General features: G+C 48.4%; 13 protein-coding genes. 6 read left to right on the top strand and 7 right to left on the bottom strand.

All coding sequences use genetic code 11. From position 1 onward, the window contains the following. The first annotated feature begins 7 nt into the window (after nucleotides 1-7). Together DW800_RS14060 and DW800_RS14055 are read left to right on the top strand one after the other, a co-directional pair. The gene (locus DW800_RS14060) at nucleotides 8-565 is read left to right on the top strand and encodes a chromate transporter (RefSeq protein ID WP_119958157.1); all 558 of its coding nucleotides are present in this window, start codon (nucleotides 8-10) and stop codon (nucleotides 563-565) included. Between the two features lie 53 nt (nucleotides 566-618). Then, nucleotides 619-1,167 carry a chromate transporter gene (locus tag DW800_RS14055; protein WP_119958152.1) on the top strand — a complete coding sequence of 183 codons (549 nt, stop codon included), beginning with the start codon at nucleotides 619-621 and terminating at the stop codon, nucleotides 1,165-1,167. 56 nt (nucleotides 1,168-1,223) lie between these two features. Here DW800_RS14055 and DW800_RS14050 read toward each other — a convergent pair whose 3' ends face one another. Next, complete coding sequence (locus tag DW800_RS14050) at nucleotides 1,224-2,735, bottom strand: glycoside hydrolase family 10 protein (RefSeq protein WP_044467939.1); 1,512 nt, start codon at nucleotides 2,733-2,735, stop codon at nucleotides 1,224-1,226. Nucleotides 2,736-2,775: 40 nt separating this feature from the next. Continuing rightward, nucleotides 2,776-4,725 carry a sensor histidine kinase gene (locus DW800_RS14045; protein ID WP_119958151.1) on the bottom strand — a complete coding sequence of 650 codons (1,950 nt, stop codon included), beginning with the start codon at nucleotides 4,723-4,725 and terminating at the stop codon, nucleotides 2,776-2,778. 184 nt (nucleotides 4,726-4,909) lie between these two features. Between DW800_RS14045 and uvrA the strand changes: the two genes are divergently transcribed. Continuing rightward, nucleotides 4,910-7,693 carry an excinuclease ABC subunit UvrA gene (uvrA, locus tag DW800_RS14040; RefSeq protein ID WP_119958150.1) on the top strand — a complete coding sequence of 928 codons (2,784 nt, stop codon included), beginning with the start codon at nucleotides 4,910-4,912 and terminating at the stop codon, nucleotides 7,691-7,693. 100 nt (nucleotides 7,694-7,793) lie between these two features. Here the strand turns inward: uvrA and DW800_RS14035 are convergent, their stop codons facing one another. Continuing rightward, entirely contained in the window at nucleotides 7,794-8,972 is a 1,179-nt protein-coding gene (locus DW800_RS14035) for an energy transducer TonB (protein WP_119958149.1), read from the bottom strand. Nucleotides 8,973-9,084: 112 nt separating this feature from the next. Here DW800_RS14035 and DW800_RS19675 point away from each other — a divergent pair, with 112 nt between their 5' ends. Then, entirely contained in the window at nucleotides 9,085-9,267 is a 183-nt protein-coding gene (locus DW800_RS19675) for a hypothetical protein (RefSeq protein ID WP_044467943.1), read from the top strand. Between the two features lie 208 nt (nucleotides 9,268-9,475). Here the strand turns inward: DW800_RS19675 and DW800_RS14030 are convergent, their stop codons facing one another. Genes DW800_RS14030 through DW800_RS14020 form a run of 3 tightly spaced genes read right to left on the bottom strand, consistent with a single transcriptional unit; the run spans nucleotide 9,476 to nucleotide 11,641 of the window. Then, the gene (locus DW800_RS14030; RefSeq protein ID WP_044467944.1) at nucleotides 9,476-9,964 is read right to left on the bottom strand and encodes an outer membrane beta-barrel protein; all 489 of its coding nucleotides are present in this window, start codon (nucleotides 9,962-9,964) and stop codon (nucleotides 9,476-9,478) included. Between the two features lie 25 nt (nucleotides 9,965-9,989). Continuing rightward, on the bottom strand, nucleotides 9,990-10,211 hold the full coding sequence (locus DW800_RS14025; RefSeq protein WP_005826297.1) for a hypothetical protein: 222 nt from the start codon (nucleotides 10,209-10,211) through the stop codon (nucleotides 9,990-9,992). Further along, a complete protein-coding gene (locus tag DW800_RS14020; protein ID WP_008663941.1) occupies nucleotides 10,211-11,641 on the bottom strand; it encodes a carbon starvation protein A in 1,431 nt (476 codons plus the stop codon). The genes DW800_RS14025 and DW800_RS14020 overlap by 1 nt, the downstream gene beginning before the upstream one ends. Nucleotides 11,642-11,763: 122 nt before the next feature. On the opposite strand from DW800_RS14020, the gene DW800_RS14015 reads away from it, so the two are divergent. Further along, nucleotides 11,764-13,221: a glycoside hydrolase family 10 protein gene (locus tag DW800_RS14015; protein WP_151252734.1), complete on the top strand. Its 1,458-nt coding sequence runs from the start codon at nucleotides 11,764-11,766 to the stop codon at nucleotides 13,219-13,221. Here the strand turns inward: DW800_RS14015 and DW800_RS14010 are convergent. Continuing rightward, on the bottom strand, nucleotides 13,205-14,413 hold the full coding sequence (locus tag DW800_RS14010; RefSeq protein ID WP_044467947.1) for a hypothetical protein: 1,209 nt from the start codon (nucleotides 14,411-14,413) through the stop codon (nucleotides 13,205-13,207). The genes DW800_RS14015 and DW800_RS14010 overlap by 17 nt on opposite strands. 128 nt (nucleotides 14,414-14,541) lie before the next feature. On the opposite strand from DW800_RS14010, the gene DW800_RS14005 reads away from it, so the two are divergent. Continuing rightward, complete coding sequence (locus DW800_RS14005) at nucleotides 14,542-15,720, top strand: ATP-binding protein (RefSeq protein WP_119958148.1); 1,179 nt, start codon at nucleotides 14,542-14,544, stop codon at nucleotides 15,718-15,720. The last annotated feature ends 38 nt before the right edge of the window (nucleotides 15,721-15,758 follow it).

Raw genomic sequence — 15,758 nt, 5'->3', positions numbered from 1 at the left:
TTTGAATATGAATATATATCTTGAAGCATTCTCCATTTTCTTTAAGATAGGAGCCTTTACCATCGGCGGCGGTTATGCTATGGTACCGCTGATAGAAAACGAAATCGTAACCAAACGAAACTGGATAGCCAAAGAAGATTTCATTGACCTGCTTGCTATATCACAGTCCGCTCCGGGCATCCTTGCCGTCAATATATCCATTTTTATAGGGTACCGGCTACGGGGAATACGAGGGAGCATAATCACTGCATTGGGAACCATACTTCCTTCGTTTCTCATCATCCTCGCCATAGCGTTGTTCTTTCACAACTTCAAGGACAACACCATTGTGGAACGTATATTCAAAGGTATTCGCCCGGCAGTGGTTGCATTGATTGCAGCCCCTACATTCAGCATGGCTAAATCGGCCCGGATAAACCGATACAACATATGGATACCGGTGGTTTCAGCACTGCTCATCTGGCTGTTGGGCTTCTCTCCCATCTGGATTATTATTGCGGCAGGTGTAGGAGGATACTTCTTCGGACGTTTTCAACATTCCAGAAATGAAGAATCAAAGAATTAAAATTAAAGATGCAGGACAAGCACACTAACCACTAACCATTAATCACTCTGATTATGATTTTCTTACAGTTATTCTATACATTCTTTAAAATCGGCCTTTTCGGCTTTGGCGGCGGATATGCCATGCTGTCCATGATACAAGGCGAAGTAGTCACCCGTTATGGCTGGCTTTCCCCTCAAGAGTTTACTGATATCGTGGCAATCAGCCAGATGACACCCGGTCCGATAGGTATCAATTCGGCAACCTATGTAGGTTTTACTGCCACTGGTAGTGTATGGGGATCTATTGTCGCCACTTTTGCCGTAGTGCTCCCCTCTTTCCTACTGATGCTGACCATCAGCAAGTTCTTTTTGAAATATCAGAAACATCCTTCGGTAGAAGCGGTATTCAGTGGGCTTCGCCCGGCAGTGGTCGGTCTGCTGGCCTCAGCCGCGCTGGTATTGATGAATTCGGAAAACTTCAGTTCTCCCAAAGAAGACATATATTCCTTCGTCATCAGCTGCCTCATCTTCCTCGTGGCATTTATAGGTACAAAGAAATATAAACTGAACCCGATAGGAATGATTGTAGCCTGTGGAATAGCAGGGTTGATACTTTATTAGGGAGGGAAATTAAGGATTAGGGATTAATGATTAATCCCTAATCCTTAATTTTCTTTTTAAAGTTTAATCTTCTTTCCAACGGATTTCGATTCATTATGCAGACGGTCCAAGGCTGTCACCACATAGCGGTACTTTGTCTTTCCGTCTTCATAAGGAAGTTTATAGAAATTATCGCGCGTGATGGCTACAATATGGGAAGGATCGTCTATATTCACTTTCTCTTTGGCATCAAAACGATAGACTACATACTGAACAGCACGATTCATCTCCTCTTTGTACTTGGGTGCTGTCCAGAAAAGAATATATCCGTCTTCCGTCCATACCGGTTTCATCTTACGCACCTTTCCTGGAGCTTCGTTATCCATAAAATCGAAAACGGGAGGCAATGCCGGATATTTATGATATTCGGCAATCAAGGCATCACGATACTTGCCCGCATTCTCAATCACCGCACTGGCGGGCCACTGGCAACTGCCGCCGATGGTTTGATAAGCCCGCTGCAAAGCCATCTTACGGGGAAGCTGATTGATTGACGGATTCTTTGGGTCGGCATTCTGCACAGTGTTCATTACGGACTGACCGATAAACAAAGGACGGTTTTCCGTATTCTTGGCCCACCATTTCACCAGTGTCTCATAGTCGGCAACCGGATGTCCTATATGCCAATAAATCTGCGGAATATTATAGTCTATCCAACCTTCACGGGCCCACAGCAACACGTCCGCATAAAGGTCATCGTAGTTTTGCAGGCCTTTGGTCTTACTGCCAAGCGGGTCACTGCTTTCATTCCGGTAAATGCCAAACGGAGAAACCCCGAACTTCACCCACGGCTTGATTTCACGAATTGTTTCATGCAGTTTCTTAATCAGCACATTCACGTTGCTCCGGCGCCAGTCTCCTTTATTGCTGAAACCTCCGCCAAAACGTGCAAAACTTGCATCGTCAGGGAAATCCTTTCCCTTAATGGGATAAGGATAAAAGTAATCGTCCATATGAATGGCATCCACATCATAGCGGGAAACGATGTCGCTCACCACCATGCAGATGTGCCGGCGGCTCTCAGGCAGTGCCGGGTCAAAATACAACTGGTCGCCATAAGTGACAAACCATTCCGGATGGATATTGTACACATGATTGGGAGCCAACTCACTCTTCAAGGTCGTCTTCGTGCGATACGGATTAATCCATGCATGAAACTCCATACCACGCTTATGGCATTCATCAATCATAAACTGCATAGGGTCCCAATAGGGTTCGGGCGCTTTACCCTGCACTCCGGTAAGGAAACGACTCCACGGTTCCAGTCTGGAAGCATACAGAGCATCCGCTTCGGGACGTACCTGGAAAATTATGGCGTTGATTCCCGCCTTCTGCAAGGAATTCAACTGCCCGATCAGATTCTGCTTCAGTTTTTCGGTCGGCATTCCACGGAACTGTCCGTTTACTGACTGTATCCATGCTGCACGAAATTCACGTTTAGGATAGGCAGACCCGGTCTGCACTTGCGCAAATACTCCTCCCGCCATTAGCAGCAAGAAGAATACACATAAAAGGGATTTTACTCTCATTCTCTAATTACAGCTTTTTAACACTTAAAATAGTTTATAATTAAGGTTTGTCCTTCATCGGCCATTCCACAATAAAGCGGCATCCTCCGCAATAGGTGTCATCCAGATAAATCCGGCCTCCCACCAACTCCATTATCTCATTGGCTATGGCAAGCCCCAATCCGGACCCTTTGGTAAACGTGTCCACTTTATAAAAACGTTCGAAAATACGGTCCGATTCGTCCGGCCTGATGCCTATACCGGTATCCTCTATCACGAAGCGCAATACATGTCGGGACTTATCTTCCTCGCAGGAAACGCGTATATGACCTTCTTCCGTAAACTTCACCGCATTATCCAACAAAGACACCAGCACCATTTTCAGCCATTGCCGGGCTGCATAAAAGGCCATAATGCCGGAAGCAGGCACATATTCCAGTTCAACTCCCGGCTTCAGTTCCGGACGGAAGCCCTCAATACATTCCTTGCAACACGCATCCACTTCTATCTCCTCCCGCGGCATCTCCCACACTCGCGAATCCATATCCGCAATATTGAGTATGTTCTCCATCAGACTCAACAGATATGTATTGTTGCCCTCCACTTGTTCAACATACTCGCGTTTCTCCACATCATCCAGTTTCTCTTGAGCCAGCAAGGTAGAAAAGCCGACGATGGAATTCAACGGAGTACGGATTTCATGGGTGATATGCTGTATAAAGGAACTTTTGACCTGGCTCATTTTTTCCACCGCCCTGCGTGCAGCTTCCAACTTGCGGTTCATGGAGAGGGTGCGGATATACAGATAAGTAATGAGCAGCAAAAGCAACAATACCAGTCCGCCAACGGCCAAGGCTATCATCAGTCGTTCCTTGTTCAATCTGGCACTCAGCTCCAGCTTCTCCATCTTCAACCGGTCCACCTCAAACTGTGCCGTATATTTGCTTAGCTTGTCATCCATTTCTGCCGTACGCACGGAGTCACTCACGGCGGCATATCTGGCATAACTGCGGCAAGCCGCACGATAATCGCCCAACTGTTCCTGCAGTTCTCCTTTCATATAATGGTTATAAGGATAGCAAAGCCCCAGTGAATGCTGATAATCCATGAGTGAATCCACGTAAGCAATGTTACCTTTCAAATCACCGAGGATACGGCAACACATTATCTTATAGCCAAACCATGCTTCGGGCGTCGAGCTCTCCGGATGTTGACGGTAGAAGCGGTCGGTCTCCTCAATATAAGGCTCAGTAGCCTTTCTACCTTCATTGGCCAATAAGCCTATAACCCTGAATTCACAGAAACGCAGGTGCAGGGAAGGGTCTATGCTGACTTGTTTACGGTCCAGTTTGTCCTCCAGTTGCGACAATTTACTCAGATACTCGCCGGCTTCTGCATACTCACTGCGTGAAAGATAAGTCTGGATAATATTAAGCAACACCACGTATGCGTCACGATAATAGCTGCCTTCCTCGAAAAGTTTCAGTGCATTGTTGTAATTCTCTATACACAGTTTTACGTTGTTTCCAAAGACCCGATGGTTATACCCGATGCACATTTCGCCACATGCCAATCCGTATTTGTCCCGGGCTTGCTCGGCATCCTGATGGAGCCTGACGGTTTCAGCCATCGCCTCCTCCTGCATACCTTTCTCTGTCATGCGCTGAATGTACTGCCGCCACGCCATATACCGGTCTCGTGTCCGTTGGTATTTCCGGCACCAGTCCATATATTCATAGGTTGCGGCTTTCAGGTGGTCAATGTCCCCCAACTGATAATAATGAGAAATCAGGTTGTTGTGGGCATCGCTAATCTGTACCGTATCGTTCAGTTCGCGGGCAAATTTCATCCACCGGGCATTGATGGAAGGCAATCGGTCTTGTCCCAACACTTTCTGCGCACTATCTGCCAGAGCTTTCATCTCTCCATAAGGGTCTTCGGCATGCAGGATTGAGGGGCATAAACCTAACACCAGCACAACAAGAAGCCATTTTATATTACGCTTTACCATGTTCGGACATTAAAAGGAGTCGGATGCGAATTTAGTGCTTTTATTTAATGTAAATTAGCAGTCATCCTAAAGTATAACAAATCTTAACCTTGCCTATCTGATACGATTTTTCCAGCAGGTTCGTTTTATTCTACCCCGGTTTGCATTATCTTTGCAAATCCTAAATCACATAAGTGACTTTTATATGGCAGAAAATACATCGATTATCATAAAGGGAGCCCGTGTCAATAACCTCAAGAACATTGACGTAGAGATTCCCCGTAACAAACTCGTAGTCATCACCGGACTGTCCGGTTCCGGAAAATCCTCACTTGCTTTCGATACATTATATGCCGAGGGGCAGCGCCGCTACGTGGAGAGCTTGAGCAGTTATGCCCGCCAGTTTTTGGGACGTATGAGCAAGCCTGAATGCGATTTCATCAAAGGGATTCCACCTGCCATTGCCATTGAGCAGAAAGTAAGCAGCCGTAACCCACGGTCCACCGTGGGTACCTCCACTGAAATATACGAATATCTGCGGTTGCTCTACGCACGTGTCGGTAAGACCTTCAGCCCGGTCAGCGGACAAGAAGTGAAGAAACACTCGGCAGAAGATATCGTGAAGTGCATGCTGGAATATCCGGAAGGAACCAAGTATACCGTGCTCGCCCCGATATTGCTGCGCGAAGACCGCACGCTGCAACAACAACTGGAGATAGACATGAAGCAAGGTTTCACCCGTCTGGAAGTGAACGGTGAAATGATGCGCATCGACGAATACAAGCCGAAAGCCGGAGACACAGTTTTTCTGTTGATTGACCGTATGACAGCCTCTTCAGAAAAGGATTCCGTCAGCCGCCTCACCGACTCGGCCGAAACAGCCATGTATGAAGGAGACGGTGCCTGCCTGCTGCGTTTCTACCAGCCCGACGGGAGTACCTGCCTCTATCGTTTCAGCACCAAGTTCGAGGCAGACGGCATCACCTTCGAAGAACCGAACGACCAGATGTTCTCCTTCAACTCTCCCATCGGTGCATGCCCCGTATGCGAGGGATTCGGGAAAGTCATCGGCATCGACGAGCATCTCGTGATACCCGACCGCTCCTTGTCCGTCTATGATGGAGCCGTTGTATGCTGGCGGGGCGAAAAGATGGGCGAATGGAGGGATATGGTGATACACGGAGCCGAGAAAGCCGGCTTCCCCATCTTCACTCCCTATTATGAACTGACCGACGAGCAACGCCGGATGCTGTGGGAAGGGACACCCTACTTTGAGGGCATCAACGCCTTCTTCAAGATGGTGCAGGAAAATCAGTACAAGATACAATACCGTGTGATGCTGGCACGCTACCGCGGAAAGACGCTCTGCCCCAAATGCCACGGCACCCGCCTGAAGCCCGAAGCAAACTACGTACGCGTGGGAGGACGCAACATCTCCGAACTGGTAGATTTGCCCATCACTGAGTTGAAGCTCTTCTTCGACAACCTGCAGCTAGACCCACATGACGCCGACATAGCCCGCCGCATCCTGACAGAAATCAACAGCCGCATCCAATTCCTATTGGATGTCGGTTTGGGATACCTCACGCTGAACCGCCTCAGCAACTCGCTCTCCGGCGGTGAAAGCCAGCGAATCAACCTCGCCACCTCGCTGGGAAGTAGTCTGGTGGGCAGCCTGTATATTCTTGACGAACCGAGCATCGGCCTGCATAGCCGCGATACGGACAAACTGATACACGTGCTCCGCCAGCTGCAACAGTTGGGCAATACGGTAGTGGTAGTGGAACACGATGAAGAGATTATCCGTGCTGCCGACTATATCATCGACATCGGTCCCCGGGCAGGCCGCCTGGGAGGGAAGGTCGTCTACCAAGGAGATATGAAAGACCTTCAGAAAGACAGTGACAGCTATACCGTGCGCTATCTGCTGGGCGAAGAAACCATCCCCCTGCCGGAACACCGCCGCCCGTGGAACAACTACATAGAAATAAAAGGCGCGCGCGAAAACAACCTGAAGGGTGTAGAGGCACGGTTCCCGCTGAATGTAATGACCGTAGTCACCGGTGTCAGCGGTTCGGGCAAGAGTACGCTGGTACGCGACATCTTCTACCGCGCCCTGAAACGAGAGTTGGATGAATGCAACGAACGTCCAGGCGAGTTCACTTCCATTGGAGGAGACTTGCAGAACCTGCGCAATGTAGAGTTTGTTGACCAGAATCCTATCGGGAAGTCATCGAGAAGTAACCCCGTGACCTACATCAAGGCCTACGATGAAATCCGTAAACTATGGGCGGACCAACCGCTTGCCAAGCAGATGGGATACAGTGCCGGATACTTCAGCTTCAACAGCGAAGGCGGCCGTTGCGAGGAATGCAAGGGTGAAGGCACCATCACGGTGGAGATGCAATTCATGGCAGACCTTGTACTGGAATGCGAATCCTGCCACGGCAAACGCTTCAAGGCGGACACGCTGGAAGTGAAGTTCCACGACATGAATATCTACGACGTATTGGAGATGACCGTAAACCAAACCATCGAATTCTTTACGCAACACGGACAGAAAAAGATTGTGAAGAAGCTGCAACCCTTGCAGGATGTAGGTTTGGGATATATCAAACTGGGGCAAGCCTCCTCCACCCTCTCCGGTGGAGAGAACCAGCGCGTGAAACTCGCCTTCTACCTCAGCCAGGAGAAAGCAGACCCGACCATGTTCATCTTCGATGAACCGACCACCGGACTACACTTCCATGACATCAAGAAACTGCTCGAAGCCTTCGATGCCCTAATACGCCGCGGGCACAGCATTGTCATCATCGAACATAATCTGGATGTGGTGAAGTGTGCGGACCATGTGATAGACCTGGGGCCCGAAGGAGGGGACAAAGGAGGAAACATCGTAGCTACCGGTACACCGGAGGAAGTGGCGAAGTGTGCGGCAAGTTATACGGGACAATTCTTGCAAGAGAAATTACACCCCTCGCTTCCTTAAATAGAACACAGAGGCACGGAGACACAGAGATATTAAATTCAAGGAAAAAGAATAAAACTCTATGCCTCCGTGTCTTTGTGCTTAATCTTACCGGGTGCTACTACTCCAATTTAAAAGTAACCGGAAAAGTAAATTCCACCTTCACGGCTTTACCCTGCTGCATCCCCGGTTTCCATTGTGGCATCAATTCTACAATCCGTAATGCTTCCTCATCCAGGGCAGGATACCTGCTGCGCATAATAACGGGGTCCGTCACACGACCATTCTCGTCAATCACCACGCTGACAGCAACTCTTCCTTGAATGCCATTCTTACGGGCTTCTTCCGGATAACGGATATTCTTTTGAATAAAATCCATTAAGGCTTTCATACCTCCCGGAAACTCGGGCATCACTTCCACTACTTTATAGACCGGTTCTTCCATTGGCTCTTCCGTTATCAATTGTGGGCTCCCGCCCTTCCCTGCATCCGAAACATAAGGGGGAAGAGATGTCTTTTCCGCCGTTCTCCATTCTTCCTCATTGTCCGTCAGTCTGAACTCAGCCATCATCAAGACAGGTTTCCTCCTGATGGTTATCTCATAAAAGTAACGGTAGCGTCCCGGCTTGTAGGGATGCACATCCGGATAAAGGGAGGCTTTCATAACCCTTTCCTCCCCATCCCGCAGCACATAGGCGATGTCCCAAAAGGCAGCGTTTATCGGCAATTCCCGCCAGGTACCTTTTTCGTCTTCGAACGTCAGGTAGTAATGCTCGCCGCAGGTCAAATCTCCGCCGCTGTGATTGCTGAGGATAAATGTCGCCTGAGTCGCTTTCGTTGAAAAGACCGGATATTCGGGACGGATATGGATGCCACGAATATGATTCCTGCCTACTCTCTCGTTGATGACGGGGACTTCTACACCATGAAAACAGAAAACGGGGGAGTCCATTATCTCCTCCCGGAACTCTTTCCGTTTTTCAGGAGTATTCACAATCAAATCTATATCTATGCAATGCATCCCCACCCCATATCCAGTCACATTCCTCCGGATGTGTGTGTAGGTTGTGTTTTCCAACCGCTTTCTCAGTTCGTCGTGAATGGCAAGCAATTGTTTTTGCAAGCAGTCACCGTCATCCACGAGCCCTATCTTGAGGCTATCGCTCACTGATTTTTCCTGCAACCGTCGGTCTAACCCTACCGTATCTACAGAATCTTCAGGCATTTCTACGCGTTCCGTCTTATTCATCTTGCAGGATGAAAGGCAACAAAGCAATAGGAGAAAACAAACTCTGTTCATAGCATTTTGTATTTCAAGTCCATAGCATCAAATATACTCATTTTCGCAATCATAATCAAAAATAGAACCCCTAATCTCATAAGACTATATTAGGAATACATGTAATAACGGTATGAGAATAGAAAAGATTACGGCTAAAAGACACTGCATCGCCACTGCAAAGTCACTGCATTCCTTTTGCAGTGCTGCTGCACGCCCATTGCAGTACGACTGCAACCGTATTGCAGAGCTACTGCAAGCCTCATGCAGTGACACTGCAAAAAGCGTGCAGAACTTTGCAGTAGGAAAGAACTGATAACTAAGATAATAGCGCCAATGAAAGAAGTATGCAGTACAATTGAAATGGAAACGAAATGGGCGTGACAGATAAGTGTAACGATTCTTATCTATCACGCCTATCTATCACGCGGTAAGGTATTTGTAATCAATAGAATATACCCCTCCGCGTGATAGCATGACAGATGTTTTGCAAAAACAAACTCTGTGGTAGTAGCAAAATGAGATTAGAAATAGAATCCGAAACCTACTTTCAGACCAAATTTAGAACGGTCGTCGTTAATGTTCCAATAAGCAGCAGGCTCAATGGTTACCGTACGCGTCAGGAAGAACGCATAACCGGCTTCCAGACCGAAAGAGAACTTGGTATCATCCAAATCGTGTCCCCAATCCCAACGGTCCACATTGACATCGGCACCCAGATACACGCCAATCTTGTCGAAATAATAACGTCCGCCTACACCCAGCGTATAGACATCGAGGTCAGATCCTCCGGTATTCCAAGCAGCTCCGGCATGCACCAGCAAGGCGATGTTGTCGAGTAGAAAAGCACCTCCCTTGGCTTCAAGGCCAAAACTTGTCTTGTCGGTTCCCGTGTCATGAGAAAATTCCAAACCGGTGATGGACGGGTTCAAAATCCACTTACCTTTTTCAAACTGTGCCTGAGCTGCCACTGTGACAACAAGCAAGCAAACGAATAATGCCAGTTTTTTCATCTTGTTCTGTTTTTTGAGTAAATAATCAATGTTGTTTATTGTCTTCTTCGAATCGCTTGCGTTGCAGCGCCTCCTTCTTGCGAAGCACCAGCCACAGCACAAATACAATGAGGTACGAAGCAGCTACGGTGACATACTTCTCAGTATCGCTGATTTCCGTATTGCGGGGAAGGAAATAAGCGGCAGTAGCAGAAACGTAAATAAGCAGGGCCAACGTGAGCCCGGTAGATTTCTTGATTTTCTTCATTACCAAAGTTTTTTAGTCGTCTTAAAATACCAAATATTAAACCAAATAGCAGCCAGCACAACAGCTATCAAGGCTATGCCCAGCGCATAATTCGGACCGAGCCCGAAACCTTCGGGAGCAATGCAGATGTAAGTGGTACACACAGCCGTCATGAATAATGCCGGGAAATAGGTGACGTAATAATAACGTCCTTTCTTCTCGCGTACCAGATAGACCGTAATGGCCCACAACGTAAAGACGGACAGAGTCTGATTGGCCCAGGCAAAATAACGCCAAATCATATCAAATCCATCCTTGTCCCGCAGGCTGTAAAGCAACAAGCTAATGGCTACCAGGAACATCGGGATGCATATATATAAACGGCGACGCATGGATTTTTGTTCCATTCCCAAGAAATCTGCCACAATGAGGCGCGCTGAACGGAAAGCCGTGTCGCCACTGGTAATAGGCGCGGCAATAACACCCAGAATGGCCAATACGCCACCTACGGCACCCAGCCAGTCTTTTGTAATGGCGTCTACAATGATAGAGGCATTCGTCTCCCCCATCCCGTTCTCATGGAAGAAATAAGTGGCGGCGGCAGCCCATATCAGAGCTACAATGCCTTCGGTTATCATTGCCCCATAGAAAACGGGGCGTCCGTGGCGCTCGCTTGTCATGCAACGTGCCATCAGCGGACTCTGCGTGGCATGGAAGCCACTGATGGCACCGCAGGCAATACTGACGAACATGATGGGGAAGATGGGCAATGCAACCGCATCGGGATGCGTGTTCTGCAATCCGTCCCATATCTCCGGCAATGCAGGATGGTTGACGTAAAGCATTACCAGAATACCGACCGCCATGAACAGCAGGGCAACGGCGAACAGCGGGTATATCTTACCGATAATCTTATCTACCGGCAGCAAAGTGGCAAAGATATAATAAGCGAAAACAACAATAATCCAGAAGGTGGTATCCAAGCTGTCGGGGGTCAACTTGGCAAGCAGTCCGGCCGGCCCTGCCACAAAGACAGCTCCCACCAATATCATCAGGATGACGGTAAAGCCGCGCATCACCTGCTTGGTGGTCAGCCCCAGATAGCGTCCGATGATTTCCGGCAGGCTTTCCCCGTCATGCCGCAAGGAGAGCATACCGGCAAGATAGTCGTGCACTGCACCGGCAAAGATACTGCCAAGTACAATCCACAGATAGGATGCCGTACCGAACTTGGCTCCCATGATGGCACCGAAGATAGGTCCCAACCCGGCAATATTGAGAAACTGTATCATAAAGATTTTCCAAGTAGGCAGTGGAATGTAATCCACACCATCGGCTTTGGTAAGGGCGGGTGTTTTGCGGTCATCGGGACCAAAGACGCGTTCTATGAAGCGTCCGTAGATAAAATAGCCGGCTATCAACGCCAGCAGGCAAAGCGTAAATGTAATCATGGCGTGTTAATATCTTTAATGTATGCAAATGTAACAGTTTCCAAGTAAACAGCACAAAATAATCGGGTGTTTTGCTTATCTTCGCCGAGAAATATGACAGAAATAAAGAAGAAAAGAGAAAAATGAAACGAATTATTTCCATTTTACTATATATGGCCGTCTTGCTGCCACTGGCTGCGCAACCGCCCAAGCATGAAGTGCGTGCCGCCTGGATAACTGCCGTCTATGGCCTGGACTGGCCGCAGACACGCACCACTTCGCCCGAAGGCATCCGCAAGCAACAGGCCGAACTGATTGAAATATTGGACAGACTGAAAGCCGCCAATTTCAACACAGTACTGTTCCAGACCCGTACACGGGGAGATGTCCTCTACAAATCAGCCATCGAGCCCTACAACTCCATACTGACCGGAAAGGTGGGCGGCGACCCCGGCTACGATCCGCTGGCTTTTGCCATAGCCGAATGCCACAAGCGCGGTATGGAGTGCCATGCCTGGATGGTGACCATCCCTCTGGGCAACCGCAAGCATGTAGCCGCCCTCGGTAAAGAGTCCGTCACCAAAAAGAAACGCGCCATCTGCGTACCCTACAAACGCGAATACTTCCTGAATCCCGGACATCCGCAAACCAAAGAGTACCTGATGAGCCTTGTCCGCGAAGTGGTGGAACGCTACGATGTAGACGGGATACACTTCGACTACCTGCGCTATCCGGAAAACGCCCCCCGTTTTCCCGACAGCTACGACTACCGCAAATACAGCAAAGGACGCAGCCTTGCCCAATGGCGCAGAGACAACCTGACGGAAATAGTACGCTATATATATAAAGGTGTAAAAGCCATGAAACCCTGGGTAAAGGTCAGCACCTGCCCGGTAGGAAAATACAAAGACACTTCCCGCTACCCCTCCCGTGGCTGGAATGCCTTCCACACCGTCTATCAAGACGTGCAGGGTTGGCTGGGCGAGGGCATCCAGGACCAGATTTATCCGATGCTCTATTTCCGTGGCAATCATTTCTATCCCTTTGCCCTCGACTGGCAGGAACAAAGTAACGGACGCCAAATCATTCCCGGTCTGGGCATCTACTTCCTCGACCCCAGCGAAGGGAACTGGACGCTGGACGAGATTGAACGGCAGATGCACTTTATCCGCGCCCACGGTCTGGCGGGCGAGGCACACTACCGCGTGAAGTATCTGATGGACAATACGCAAGGGCTTTATGATGCGCTGGAAGAAGACTTCTATACCGCCCCGGCCCTGCAACCCGCCATGCCGTGGATAGACAATGTAGCTCCTACACCTCCCTCCGGACTCACGGTGGAAACACCGGAAAACGGCTATTGGAAACTAAGCTGGCAACCCGCCACGGACAATGACAAGCGGAATGCTCCGATGTATGTAATCTACGGTTCGGACACCTATCCCGTAGATACCTCCAATCCGGAGAATATCCTGGCACAACGAGTACAAGGCACGGAATATACCTATGCCCCCATCCGCCCGTGGACTGCCCGAAAATATTTTGCCGTGACAGCCATAGACCGTTGCGGAAACGAAAGCGAAGCTATTCAGCAGCAGTGACACAGACAAAAGCCCGGTAACGGCTCTTCGGAGTGACCGGTACCAGAGGCAGATAGCCGGAAACAACCCTGCCGTCCTTCACCACCAGCGGATAGCTTTGCATATCCTGCTCATGCCGCTCCATCAAAGCTTCATGGGTCGGAAAACAATCAATGGAGAAACGTCCCTCCCCACCGGGGACAATGAAATGATCACTAAGCACATGGGAAACGATTCCCATATTCATCCGTAGATTTATTTCGACATGGGGGTTGATGGCATACGGATGCCCTTCCTTCTGACGGCAGACCATCATGTCCACACCCAAGAAACCCATATAAGATGTAGCATAACTCGTTTCCAATGCTTTCTGCATCATATTGCGTATGCGTACAAATGCTTCAAAGGGTACATATTGCTGAATCCATTCCTCCACTTGCTCATCCGAAGTAAGGATATTACCACGATATGCCCCTTTGTCATCCGTAACAAAACGGGAATAGCCGACAAAAAGAAGCTTTCCCCGACCATCCGAATAAAATTCCATGGCAAAGTCTTCCACCTTATCAAATATAGGCTCCATCACAAAACCTCTATTTTCTTTCAGCGCCCTACTACACCAATCGGAAACATTTTTCGTAAAGCCATGACGGCACCAACACAATCCCTTTCCACTTCCCGACCAAAGTGATTTGAACACACATCCCTCCTTGTAACGATCAACAATATCCGGAGAGATATCCGTCATTCTACCATCAGCCTCCACCAAGCAACAACCGTCACCACAAGTATAATCTATTTTATTGAAATAGAAAAGTGCGCGAAAAGCCAAAGCGTTACTACGGGCAGCCTTCATACGATATTTATCCAAAGCATCCGGCGTAGGAAGATTTTTTTCCAGAACACCGCCTTTCAACATCCGTTTACGGATAGCGGGGTTCCATCCCCAAGGCATTACCCGCACATCAGCATAATCGGGCAGCTCCGGCTCTGTCACCAAATGCACATCCAGCCGGAACAACTGTTGCATCTGTTTCAGATAATCTGCATTATAGGCGGAAGAGGCCAGTACCCCACTACCCGGCTGGGCATACCAAATCGGCAACAAAGCCAAGTCTTCAGCCATACGGCGGATGGTAGCGGGCGCCATATAATTTTCTTCATTATTTCCCAATGCCATATCTGCATCAGGATTGAACACATAAAGTTTCATCTTTCAAATGTTAACCAATTACTCACGTTTTGTATGAGAGTGCAAAGTTATATAATATTTTGCCATCTCTACTTTGCAAATCTATAAAAAAGCCGTATATTTGTCGCCCGATAAACCGAATTTAAAGCATGGAAGCATTTTACCGTACACACGCTTATCTCGTAGAGCATACCAATGCCCCCGTACGCCGCGACCTAATGGACGAAATAGACTGGAATGACCGTCTTATCGGTATCAAAGGCACAAGAGGCGTAGGTAAGACTACTTTCTTGCTGCAATATGCCAAAGAGAAATTCGGCACAGACCGCTCCTGCCTCTTCATCAACATGAACAACTTCTACTTCTCCGGACATGGCATCGTGGAGTTCGCCGCCGAATTCCAGCGCCGCGGAGGAAAAGTGCTGTTGATAGACCAAGTATTCAAGTACCCGGAATGGAGCAAGGAACTGCGTATGTGCTACGACCGCTTCCCCAACCTGAAAATCGTGTTCACCGGCTCGTCCGTGATGCGTCTGAAAGAGGAGAATATGGAGTTGCGCGACATCGTGAAGAGCTACAACCTGCGCGGCTTCTCCTTCCGCGAATACCTGAACCTGCAGACGGGCATGAAGTTCCATGCCTATCCGTTGGAAGAAATCCTGAGCAACCACGAACAGATAGCCAAAGGCATCCTCTCCAAAGTACGTCCATTGGACTACATACAAGACTATATGCACCACGGCTTCTACCCTTTCTTCCTTGAAAAGCGTAACTTTTCGGAGAATCTGCTCAAGACGATGAACATGATGGTGGAAGTGGATATCCTGCTCATCAAACAAATTGAGCTGAAATACCTTTCGAAGATAAAGAAATTACTATATTTGTTGGCCGTGGACGGGCCGAAAGCGCCGAATGTCAGCCAACTGGCAAACGACATACAGACCTCCCGCGCCACAGTAATGAATTACATCAAGTATCTGGCAGACGCACGACTCATCAATATGGTCTATCCGAAGGGAGAAGAATTCCCCAAGAAGCCGTCGAAGATAATGATGCACAATTCAAATCTGATGTATTCCATCTATCCCGTCAAGGTGGAAGAGCAAGACGTACTGAACACTTTCTTTGCCAACACAATGTGGAAGGACCACAAGGTGAACAAGGGCGACAAGAACATCTCGTTCATGGTAGATGAGGTGATGCCTTTCAAGATTTGTCCGGAAGGAACAAAGATAAAGAATAATCCGGGAGTTACTTATGTACTGCATAAGGCAGAAATAGGCCGAGGCAACCAAATACCTCTCTGGTTATTCGGTTTCTTGTATTAAGAGAGAGATTTTTTTACTTAAATAAATAATTCAATTTA

Source organism: Bacteroides sp. AM32-11AC, from assembly GCF_003603515.1.
Classification (GTDB): domain Bacteria; phylum Bacteroidota; class Bacteroidia; order Bacteroidales; family Bacteroidaceae; genus Bacteroides; species Bacteroides uniformis.
The sequence above is the reverse complement of the archived record's forward strand: the minus strand, read 5'-3'. Positions and strand labels throughout refer to the sequence as shown.

Coding starts and splice junctions, on each gene's coding strand:
- DW800_RS14060 (WP_119958157.1), top strand. CDS start 8: ATGAATATATATCTTGAAGCATTCTCCATTTTCTTTAAGATAGGAGCC.
- DW800_RS14055 (WP_119958152.1), top strand. CDS start 619: ATGATTTTCTTACAGTTATTCTATACATTCTTTAAAATCGGCCTTTTC.
- DW800_RS14050 (WP_044467939.1), bottom strand. CDS start 2,735: ATGAGAGTAAAATCCCTTTTATGTGTATTCTTCTTGCTGCTAATGGCG.
- DW800_RS14045 (WP_119958151.1), bottom strand. CDS start 4,725: ATGGTAAAGCGTAATATAAAATGGCTTCTTGTTGTGCTGGTGTTAGGT.
- uvrA (WP_119958150.1), top strand. CDS start 4,910: ATGGCAGAAAATACATCGATTATCATAAAGGGAGCCCGTGTCAATAAC.
- DW800_RS14035 (WP_119958149.1), bottom strand. CDS start 8,972: ATGAACAGAGTTTGTTTTCTCCTATTGCTTTGTTGCCTTTCATCCTGC.
- DW800_RS19675 (WP_044467943.1), top strand. CDS start 9,085: ATGAGAATAGAAAAGATTACGGCTAAAAGACACTGCATCGCCACTGCA.
- DW800_RS14030 (WP_044467944.1), bottom strand. CDS start 9,964: ATGAAAAAACTGGCATTATTCGTTTGCTTGCTTGTTGTCACAGTGGCA.
- DW800_RS14025 (WP_005826297.1), bottom strand. CDS start 10,211: ATGAAGAAAATCAAGAAATCTACCGGGCTCACGTTGGCCCTGCTTATT.
- DW800_RS14020 (WP_008663941.1), bottom strand. CDS start 11,641: ATGATTACATTTACGCTTTGCCTGCTGGCGTTGATAGCCGGCTATTTT.
- DW800_RS14015 (WP_151252734.1), top strand. CDS start 11,764: ATGAAACGAATTATTTCCATTTTACTATATATGGCCGTCTTGCTGCCA.
- DW800_RS14010 (WP_044467947.1), bottom strand. CDS start 14,413: ATGAAACTTTATGTGTTCAATCCTGATGCAGATATGGCATTGGGAAAT.
- DW800_RS14005 (WP_119958148.1), top strand. CDS start 14,542: ATGGAAGCATTTTACCGTACACACGCTTATCTCGTAGAGCATACCAAT.